Source organism: Calothrix sp. 336/3 (assembly GCF_000734895.2).
Lineage (GTDB): Bacteria > Cyanobacteriota > Cyanobacteriia > Cyanobacteriales > Nostocaceae > 336-3.
This window is the reverse complement of sequence record NZ_CP011385.1, coordinates 1-5,532: the sequence shown is the minus strand read 5'-3', so window position 1 is coordinate 5,532 and position 5,532 is coordinate 1. Positions and strand designations below refer to the sequence as shown.

Genomic DNA, 5,532 nt, shown 5'->3' with positions numbered 1-5,532 from the left:
TAGCCTGTATCAGATAGCGGGAAATAGAATTTTGTGACATGATTAGTTTTGCCTTCACTGCTAGTACAGTGTGTGGAAGTCCTCTAAGTCTTGCGACCGACAATCGCTTGACTTGGGGGCGTTATTATACGTACACAGTTCTACCACTATCTTGGATATCTTCACAAGTCCTATAGGTGTTGCAAGTGTTGCATCCATGGCAAGTCCAACTTACTAACTTAGTAAGTCTGGGATAAGTAAATAAGTTTGTAAATGATTACAGTAAAAAACCTATATGTTTGCACCATATCGTTTATGGATTTATACGACGTGTAGCCATGAATATTTCTAGGAAGGTTGAACCCTTCTAGAATCCTTAGTGGTTAGAGTTTTTTAGGGTTGTACATTTGAGGATACTTTTTAAGTATCCATGGGTTCAGGAATGCTTATAACGCTTAGGGGGACTCCTTAAGGTATGCCGTTATACTCCTTACCCTAGCGATTGTTTGTAAAAGTGCCGTTTTTTAGGAAGTATTATTCGGGGGACTAGTTAACTATTCAAAGAAATATTAAATTCAACTAGCATCTAAACGTTTGCGAACATTTGCAGGACTAATTAGAGTTGTCCGTGTGGAAAAATTGTTGTTTTTCTAAGCTGGTAATGTATAAGAACATACATTTAAGGAAAAAACTTATACAGTATAAGATTTCATTTCCAAAAATTTGCAAACATTTACTGGGGAGGTAAATCTATCCGGGTGCAAAAATTGATGGTTTTTAGTTCCAACGTGGAACCGAGGTTTTTAGCAGTGCAACACGAGCTGAATTATTGAGAATATTGTCATTATTAACCGGGTGACTAGTACAAAAATAGTAGGTTGTTATTGATAGTAATTGTCAAGCCTGAATCTTCCAAAAGTCGATTGTAACCAAATGTTAAGCAGTTTTGGGGGAAAACTCAATCGCTGGAAGCCTTGCTGTGAGCGGGCAAAAAAAAAATGTTGATGCATTTGCCCTTATACTGGGGAATAAGCCTTGCATCACCCCCAGTAATAAACCGTTTTTCGGTACTCCGAAAAACAACATTGTACTAGTACAGGATTCACATCACATTTCCAGTTTTCAAAAACTCAGACTCATCATCAAGGTTCCCGATTAAGTTCTAACTAGCTTGAAATGGAACTTGGGAACCTCGGAACTTAATCCTGTTGCAATGGCATTACTTCCACTTCCACTTCCGCAACGGAAGTAACTAGTTGGGAAGTTGGGAAGTAAGTTAGACCTTACGACCATTGCATGACCATTGCATGACCACGTGACCTGACCATGTGACCAGATGACCTGACCAGATGACCAGATGACCTGACCAGATGACCAGATGACCTGACCAGATAACCTGAAAACCTATTGACCACGTGACCTGACCAGATGACCATACAAAAAACCTAGTCAAATAACTGTTAACTAGACTCACCAATCTTTGGGTAATTACTGTTAAACTAACACCCTATCTTTTTGTATAACCGTCAAAAATTACAATTTTTAGACAATTACTGTTAAACCTAAAGGTCTATAAAAATCAGAAAAATGAATTCTGAATGTTATAGACCTCTTACTATGATTAGTTTTTAAACTTATTTTCTATTAATTACCGTTTTAAACACCTACTGGTCACTCTCCCAGATATTCTCTCAGCTCGCTGAGTAGCTGTATCGCCTTCTCATATCTTGGGGATGGTTTACCTTTAGACGACTTGCTAGCCGCGTCATCCACCATTACGTCCCAAGAGTCCACTAACACCTTTATTTGCTCAAAACTGTCCAATATATCCTTGATGTTATTTGCGACCGTTACAGGCACTCTTACGACCTTGGTTTCTATGCCTGTACCATACTTACCTTCCCTAGGGATTCCGGTAGGTCGCCCGCGTCCACGCTTCTTGGATTCAACCACCATGACTGATTCATCTCGCCCGGTTAACTATGAATTAACTGTAACAGATAAATCATAGGTTGTCAATTCATTGCTGTATCTACGTTTTGACCTTTGAGAATGAATTCCTCACCGTCTGGATAGTATCTGATTTCAAGCTGTCTGTTTGTCAGTTCAAGCTTGTCACCATTGCAGTGCTGTATGTACTTCCTATACAAATTTGCTTGATGTTTATCCAACCCATCAAAAAGACATTTATCACCATTCCTGATAGCAGCATCGATAGTCTCAATCATTAATTGGTAGTTAAGCGTACCATCCTCATTCAGGAAAAACATCTCATAACTTTGGTTATAACGTCTCCCCAATGATTCATACTCCCGCCTCCATCCTTTGTATTGGTCGTAGGTTTTGAAAGTAAATTGTGACAAGCTAAACTCATGCAGTAAAGCAGCACTTTCAACTGTACAACCAGGATAGACATTACTATCACGCCACTTACGAATATTCTTGCGATAGTCGCCTATCTTCAAAATTCTACTCTTTATATATACAGGACTGCGAGTTAATCTCTCAGGATTATATAGCTGATTAAGGAAATTTTCAGATGGTTTTTCATCCTCACTATCTATATATAGGTCGTTCGGATTTTCACTGCTGCTATCGATACTCTTACATCCGTTTTTAGAGTACGACCTCATTGCATATTTTGTTGGTTTATATTTAGCTTGTAGTGAGTAGTTAGCTGAACCGTGGAAACTACCACTATTAAAAAAGCCTTTAGCTTCAAACTCAAATAAACCTTGCCGCAAATTTCCATATAAGTCTTTACTCAACCCGTGCAAAACATCCACTTCAGGAAACAAGTTTCTAAGATGTACCATTGCACGCTCATTAATCCATTTAATCGGTTCATCAATGAATTCCGGTTCAACGTCATCCCCAAAGTCAGCTAATAAGTCAATTCTCCCAGTATTATCATAACCTAACTCATATGATTTAACTGTAACAGATAAATCATCGTTGTAGGATAGCGGTTTAAAAGTGTGATGAGATAGCTTATTATCCGCATAGAGATTGACCACCATTGAGCCATTAATTTTGCGATTATCTCTAGGGTACAAAACACGATTTAAATCGAAAACACAACCATCTGTAATAGTTTGCATACCATGGAATCCTTTTTCCATGTACCAAACTAGTGCCCTTGCCCTAGCTGTAATATTATTCCCTACCACGACGTTACCAATGGTAAAAAATGGACTAACCATATCACCATAAACCGTGTTAACGCACAGTTTGTACTTGGTATTCATGGGATTTTCTTTAGGGTATTGACGACGTTTTAGCAGTAATTTATCGATTAACAAGTCCCCAAAATTCACCCCTATCCATCGGTGACACTCTTGCTCTATGGATATCTTACGACTACGAGTATTTTTAACTTTAACTTCACACGTATTCCTTCCATTATGCGACTTATGAGCTTCCAATAACTCATCAACACTGTTTACCCGTTCACAGTTAGGATAATACATTGCTGTTTCAACTACTAGGTTATTTAACAGTTCTGTCTTGAGTCTTTTTCCTGCTATATTCTCTATCCATTGCAGTCCATCATGTGTGAGGATTGCATGAGTTATTTCATTGTTTAAAATTTTGATGTCACCTACATTCTCAACTTCCCACCATTGGTCTGTTTCAGAGAAGTCACTATCAGTAGGCATCTTTGTGGGGTCATTTGGAGGGAACCAAGATGAAAAAAAATCCTGTGAATTTTCAAGCTTATACCCTTCTCTTAATGACACTCTTGCTTGCCATAATCCAGGTACTAATTTACGTCTATATTTTCCTAGGAATGATTTTAAAGTCTCATATTGGTTGTTAGGGGTATTCATCGGATAGTCAATAATCACAGGAATACCCATAGGGTAAATTTGTGAACGCAATCCCTCACCATAACAACTGGAGATATCGATATCACACAAAACACCTTTGATAGTTGTAGTGGTAGGTCGATTATTCCTACATCTCCCACCATCAACTTTTGCATTCATCCAAGCTGTTGTACGAGTGATTCTCTTCAGACTATCTGCACTAGCAGGTTTACAAAATGCGTTAATAGGATTCCTATCACCTTTATCAGCTTTGAATATCTGTAGTAGTGTAGCTTCGATTAATTTACAGACAGTTGCACCAACTGTTAAGCGTGGAGATTCATAGTATTTTTCAACTCCCAATTCCTCATAAATATCCTTGAATTGTTGGGCGTGATTTTGCAGTGCCGGATAGTTGTACAAGTCGCCTAATGCATAATCTCTAAAATCATCGGGACGTTCAATATACATATCATCCATTCTGCTTTTTTCCTCTGGATTAAAGTTATCTTTGTATGGTAGGATGATATTGGAATTAGCGCAAAAGCTTGCGTAACTACTTACACCCTGAACGGCACAGGTATCGTGGATACAACACCTAACTCTATACTCGTAGCCGTTCACTTTTAAAAGCCACGGTAGTTCAATCCAATTTAAATATTGGTTGCCTGCTTTAGTGAATGTTCTAAGCCGTCTACCTTGCTCAATGCCTTCATTGTTTGAGGTCGTTATAAAACTCAGGATATCAGTCCTATATTTACCTTCTACAACACGTAAAAGCTCCGCAAGGGCGAAAAACGCGAATAGGTCTACCTGAATCCATGGTAAATCTATCGCGTTATTTATTTTGGACGGTCTACTAAGCTCTACACTGTAGCCGTTATCGCGTAGATAGTCGATTGGAGCAAAACAAGTCATTAGTGGCTTATACCGTCTTTTTAGGGGATTTTCTGGATGGTCATAAGTCAAGCCTACATCCATGCCAATAGCGCGCATTTGGACGGTTAGGTTAATGCACACTACCTTACTGGGATTATGGATATTCCATTTGGGATGTGTGTACTCGGTATCAATCTCCAGTGGTAGATAGGCGTTTTGACCTTGGGGGTCATTGATTGGGTGCTGGTAGTTGTAGCCATCGGCGCTTAGATAGAACATAAATCAATCTTTCAGTGTAATTAAATACTTATTGTACGTAGTGATTACATCGATACGGATAAACTACGCAATATGTTAAATAGGTATAACGCTTATCTGGTAATAAGTCTAGTAATTTCACTATATATCTATATAACTATATAACTCACTAGCGATGGTAGCTTTTTCTATCAGTATGTTTGCAATACAGTGAAATTACTCATCCTTGCAATATTGCAAAGATGAGTGATGCAATGGTTAACCGTTGCGATTGGGTACGCAAGAGTTAACCGTGGTTATTTACTCCCTATTTATTTGATTGGTTTGTAATGTCTGTAAGCTTTTCTGTGACTTGGATTCAGACTTGCATTCTTGCTTAAGATGTCTGATGGTTCCACGTAACTCTTCAAGGCTACCATCGACCATGCAACGGTGTAACTCAATCATGAGGTGAACACGGTCTACATTCTCACGCTCATAACCATTGCAAGAGTTTGCGGTATGGGTGAGTAGGTCTAAGCACTGATAGATGAAATCGATATCTTCGCTAGCCTGTATCAGATAGCGGGAAATAGAATTTTGTGACATGATTAGTTTTGCCTTCACT

The 5,532-nt window shown here is 38.6% G+C and carries 3 protein-coding genes; 1 reads left to right on the top strand and 2 read right to left on the bottom strand.

Features of this window, described 5'->3' with window-relative positions:
- The first annotated feature begins 1,813 nt into the window (after positions 1-1,813).
- Complete coding sequence (locus IJ00_RS29355) at positions 1,814-1,990, top strand: hypothetical protein (protein ID WP_168163553.1); 177 nt, start codon at positions 1,814-1,816, stop codon at positions 1,988-1,990.
- A 4-nt stretch (positions 1,991-1,994) separates the two neighbouring features.
- On the opposite strand, the gene IJ00_RS26855 is transcribed toward IJ00_RS29355, so the two are convergent.
- Both IJ00_RS26855 and IJ00_RS26850 read right to left on the bottom strand, forming a co-directional pair.
- The gene (locus IJ00_RS26855) at positions 1,995-4,946 is read right to left on the bottom strand and encodes a hypothetical protein (RefSeq protein WP_035160047.1); all 2,952 of its coding nucleotides are present in this window, start codon (positions 4,944-4,946) and stop codon (positions 1,995-1,997) included.
- A gap of 279 nt (positions 4,947-5,225) precedes the next feature.
- Positions 5,226-5,513 (bottom strand): hypothetical protein, encoded by a 288-nt coding sequence (locus tag IJ00_RS26850; protein WP_052754582.1) that lies wholly within the window; start codon positions 5,511-5,513, stop codon positions 5,226-5,228.
- Positions 5,514-5,532 lie beyond the last annotated feature (19 nt).

Bases quoted from the DNA above. Each gene is read 5' to 3' on its own strand.
- IJ00_RS29355 (WP_168163553.1), top strand. From the start codon at position 1,814: ATGTTATTTGCGACCGTTACAGGCACTCTTACGACCTTGGTTTCTATG.
- IJ00_RS26850 (WP_052754582.1), bottom strand. From the start codon at position 5,513: ATGTCACAAAATTCTATTTCCCGCTATCTGATACAGGCTAGCGAAGAT.
- IJ00_RS26855 (WP_035160047.1), bottom strand. From the start codon at position 4,946: ATGTTCTATCTAAGCGCCGATGGCTACAACTACCAGCACCCAATCAAT.